The organism is Sphingomonas sp. RIT328, from assembly GCF_000632225.1.
Taxonomy (GTDB): Bacteria; Pseudomonadota; Alphaproteobacteria; order Sphingomonadales; family Sphingomonadaceae; genus Sphingomonas; species Sphingomonas kyungheensis.
Genome location: NZ_JFYV01000050.1, coordinates 1 through 4186, shown reverse-complemented (window position 1 = coordinate 4186; position 4186 = coordinate 1). Strand labels below are relative to the sequence as shown.

The following is a 4186-nucleotide window of genomic DNA, read 5'->3' as shown; positions in this document are numbered from 1 at the left end:
TCCCCTTGGGCTCGGAGAGTTTTAAAAGAGCCAGACGCGAAGGCGGCGGCCCCGTCAAGGCCGGCCGCCCCGCCGTCCGGCAAATCAGCGGCGGTCCGCCTGTTGTTCGAGATCGAGCAGGCCGTTGATGATGCCGGTTTCGGCGCAACCCTGCTTGAGCCGCGACGACACGACTTCGAAGGTGTTCTGGCCATAGGCTTCGTCATTCGGGATATAGCCGGTGCCGGCCATGCCGTTGGTCAGCGTCGCCATCATCGTCCGCGCCGAGCCGGCCCGTGCCTTGAAGCGCTGCGCGATCGGGTTGAACACCTCGGCATTGACGCCGCCGATCTCGATATGGCCGATCTTGAGCATGCTCAGCCGGATCGGCAGCGGATCGCCGTCGGTATAGGTGCCGGGATAGCCGGCGCGCCCCTGATCGGTGCGGGTGCGGCCGGGGCAGGTGATCGTCTTGCTCGCGCCGAACAGGCGCGGCGCGACCTCCGGCCGGTCGAGCGTGTCGCGATTGACGCGCAGCACCTCCTCGCCGAGCATCTGGCCCATGGCGTTGGCGAGCTGGCGCTGCTGGTTCATCAGCCGGACGACCTGCGGGTTGCGCTTGTTGAGGCCCTGGCCGCCGGGCGGCATGGCGTTGCTGATATCCTCGCCGCGCTTGGCGTAATCGGCGACGCGGATCGCGCGCAGGTCGTAGGTCTGCTGGAAGAAGATCGGGTTCTGGTCGCCCGCGGCGCCCTCGCTCCACAGTGCCACCGCCTTGTTGTCGAGCGAATCCTCGATGTAGCGCGAGGTCGCACCGGGAATGTCGCCGCTGACTTGGTCGAGCTGGCCGTTGATGACCGCGTGGACGGCATAATTGTAATAGATGGCGATCGGCTGGCCGGCGGTGGTCTCGATCCGCACCACGGCGACTGTCTTGTCCGACGGCCCCTCGTAATTCGGCCCTTCCCACCAGCGATGCGTCTTCGGGTCGATAATGTTGCGGTTGACGTTGATGTAGGAGACGCCCTGGCCATAAGCGATCCGCGCCGGCTGCAACCTGCCCGCCGCCTCGCGCAGCGCGGTCATGATCTTGCCGCTCATCGTCGGATCCATGCGGAAGGGGACGCTGTGGGTGTGCGTCGCGGTGATCATCAGCCGTTCGGGCGCGATGCCCAATTCCGTCTGTGCGCCCTGCGTCACCGCCGACCAGATCTCATTGGGGATCGCACCGGCGTCGACCGAGATCAGCGCGGCGCGGCTGCTGCCGTCGTCGAGCACCGCGACGCGTGCGTAGATCGGATCGTTGACGCCTTCGAACCCCTTGGGGAGCGAGGATTTGGCGGGGGTGATGTCGATCTTGGCGGCGCCGGCGCGGAACGGCACGGCAGCCGCCGGTTCCTCGGCCTGCGCTTGCGCCTGCGCCATGGCCGGGGTCTGCAACGCGAGCACGCACGCAGCCATCGCCAGCGGAAACCTTGTCATCAACCTCTCCTGTCTGCTTGCTTTACCGCAGCATAACCGCTCGACAATCGATTACAACAGCTCTCGATACCTATCGACGGGCCCCGGTCATCGTGATTGGCAAATCGATTGCCAAAGCGAACGGGGTTGCGCAGGATGGTGCGATACCGCGGCAACGGCGGCGACAGGAGAGACGGATGCGGCACGGACAGGGGCGGGCAGGGCGCGCGGCGATGGCGGCGATCCTCGCCGGCGGCATGGCAGTTACCGCGGCGGCGCAGACCGCGCCGGCGCCCAAGCCCGCAGCGGCGCAGGACGGCACCGTCGCGCTCGACGGGGTGCGCGTGCCGCTCTCCGACCTGATGAGCCGCGAGGGCGCGGACTATCTGCGGCACCTGATCGTCGACAAGCCGTTCGGCGCCCCCGCTGCCGACATCAGGGCGGAGCGGGCGCGGCAGGACGGCATCATGCGCGACTTCCTCGCACCGATGCGCCGCCGCTATGCGGTCGATATCGCGGAGCAGCGGATCGGCGGCATCGTCACCGACGTGGTGACGCCCTCGGCGGGGATCGCGCCCGAAAACCGCGACCGCGTGCTGATCAACCTGCACGGTGGCGGCTTCACCACCGGCGGCCGTTCCGCCTCGCTGGTCGAATCGGTGCCGCTGGCGGCGATCATGCGGATCAAGGTGATCTCGGTCGATTATCGCATGTCGCCCGAATATGCCTTTCCGGCCGGCAGCGAGGATGTCGAGGCGGTCTATCGCGCGCTGCTCAAGACCTATCGGCCCGAGCATATGGTGCTGTACGGCTGTTCGGCAGGCGGCATGCTGACCGCGGAGGTGCTGTCGCGCTTCCACCAGCGCAAGCTGCCGATGCCGGCGGCGGCGGGCGTGTTCTGCGCCTCGCTCGGCGCTTTGGCCGCGGGGGATTCGGCGGTGCTGGCCGGGCCGCTCAACGGCTTCACATTTCCGCCGCCGCCACCCGGCCAGCGGCCGGCGATGCCGCCGATGGCCTATCTCGCGGCGGCGCGTGCCGACGATCCCCAGGCCTATCCGCTGGTCTCGCCCGACACGCTGCGCGCCTTTCCGCCGACCCTGTTCATAACCGGCACGCGCGCCTTCGAGATGAGCGCGGCGCTCAACTCGCATAACGCGCTGGCGCGGGTCGGCGTCGAGTCGCAGTTCCATGCCTGGGACGGCATGTTCCACGGCTTCTTCTACAACGCCGACCTTCCCGAATCGCGCGAGGCCTATGCAGTGATGGCGAAATTCTTCGCCACCCACATGACGCGCTGACCGCGGCGCTCAGTCGCCGGCGAGGGTCGCGCGTGCGCCGTCGAGCGTCAGGTGCAGCACCGGCGCGAAGGTGGCACCGAATCGCCGCGCGCCCGCGTCGGCGGTGCCGCGACCCCAATCGTCGATGAAGCTGATCACCGACAGATCCGGCAGCACCAGCCAGCTATACGCCTGCCGCGGTGCGTCGGCAGGGTTGGCGAAGACCAGGCCGCTGCCGTTGAGCGGGGTCCAGTCGCCGTCGAGGGACTCGGCGACCATGCCGTACAGGCCGGTCGGCGCATGCGCGCAGGCGGGAGCGAAGACGTGGCGCTGCGTCGACCAGAACAGATAATAACGGCCGCCGTGGGCGACGACATGCGGCCGTTCGAGCTCGTTGTTGACGTCGGTCGCGTCGACGATCGGCGGCTGCAATTGCCAGTGCGGCGCACCGTCCCGATCGGCATCGATGCGGCCGATGACGCCGTTGAACTCGCCCGTCGCCTCGGCGCGCGATCCGGCAAAGAACAAGGCGCGGCGGCCATCGGCCGGGTCGCGGAAATAGGCGGGATCGCGAAAGGCCTTGATCGTGCCAATCGCGCCGGTGCCGGCATCGCTCGCCATATAATAGCGCGGATCGCGGACGACGATCTCGGCAAGGTCGCGCCAGTCGCGCAAGGCGGGCGTGTCGTCTTCGATCACCAGCCGCGCGTGCGCACGGAACAGCCGCTGTTCGAAGCTCGTCTCCGCCTCGCCGCGACGACCCGCGGCGGTGAAATAGAGCGTCAGCGTTGTCCCGTCGGCCTCCAGCACCGCCGATCCCGACCATTCGCGGCTGCCCGGCGCGAAGCCGTCGGGCATCGCCGGGCCGAGGTCCTGCCATCGGCCATCGCGATGGCGCAGCAGGTGGATCCGGGCATGGCCGTGGCGTGCGTCCGGATCGTCGAACCGCGGCGCGCCGAGCGCCATCCACAAGGTCTCGCCGGCGCCGATCGCCGCGGGCATGCCGGCATCGTCCTGCACCGGCCAGGCATCCCAGATGTCGAGATCGTCGGAAATCCGCGCGACATCGTCCGCACCGATCAGCGGCGCGGCAGGGCAGCGGGCCGGATCGATCCGGGCGACGTCGCCCACGGTCCAGCGTGCCGGCGCCGCACGCACCCGCCCCGACGTTTCCTCAACCCGCAGCATCTTCTCTCCGTCGCTTCGCCGACCCCGGCAAGCTGCTGGCTTATCGCGAAGAAGCGCGGGTGGCAAACGATTGCTCATCGTTCTGGAGCGATCATCGCCGGGTGGACTTCGATCGATGAGATGGTATGTCTGTTTCGGATGTATATCGGTGCGCCTGCCGAGGGCGGCCGGGGGACGGACACCTGGCTGGGGGGGAATACGCTTATGCCGAATCGGCGTTCCGTGCTGCTGGGGGGCGGTGCGGGTATGGCCTTGTGGCCGCTCGAGTCCGGGGCTCTCGC

Annotated in this window: 3 protein-coding genes; 1 reads left to right on the top strand and 2 read right to left on the bottom strand. The window is 68.4% G+C overall.

Going from position 1 to position 4186, the window contains the following annotated elements; all coding sequences use genetic code 11:
• Window positions 1-84: 84 nt before the first annotated feature.
• A complete protein-coding gene (locus BW41_RS16725) occupies window positions 85-1461 on the bottom strand; it encodes a neutral/alkaline non-lysosomal ceramidase N-terminal domain-containing protein (protein ID WP_200870455.1) in 1377 nt (458 codons plus the stop codon).
• Window positions 1462-1637: 176 nt separating this feature from the next.
• Here BW41_RS16725 and BW41_RS16720 point away from each other — a divergent pair, with 176 nt between their 5' ends.
• Entirely contained in the window at window positions 1638-2738 is a 1101-nt protein-coding gene (locus BW41_RS16720) for an alpha/beta hydrolase fold domain-containing protein (RefSeq protein ID WP_037535841.1), read from the top strand.
• A 9-nt stretch (window positions 2739-2747) separates the two neighbouring features.
• Here BW41_RS16720 and BW41_RS16715 read toward each other — a convergent pair whose 3' ends face one another.
• Window positions 2748-3905, bottom strand: a complete 1158-nt coding sequence (locus BW41_RS16715; RefSeq protein ID WP_037535839.1) for a glycoside hydrolase family 68 protein — start codon at window positions 3903-3905, stop codon at window positions 2748-2750.
• Between the last annotated feature and the right edge of the window lie 281 nt (window positions 3906-4186).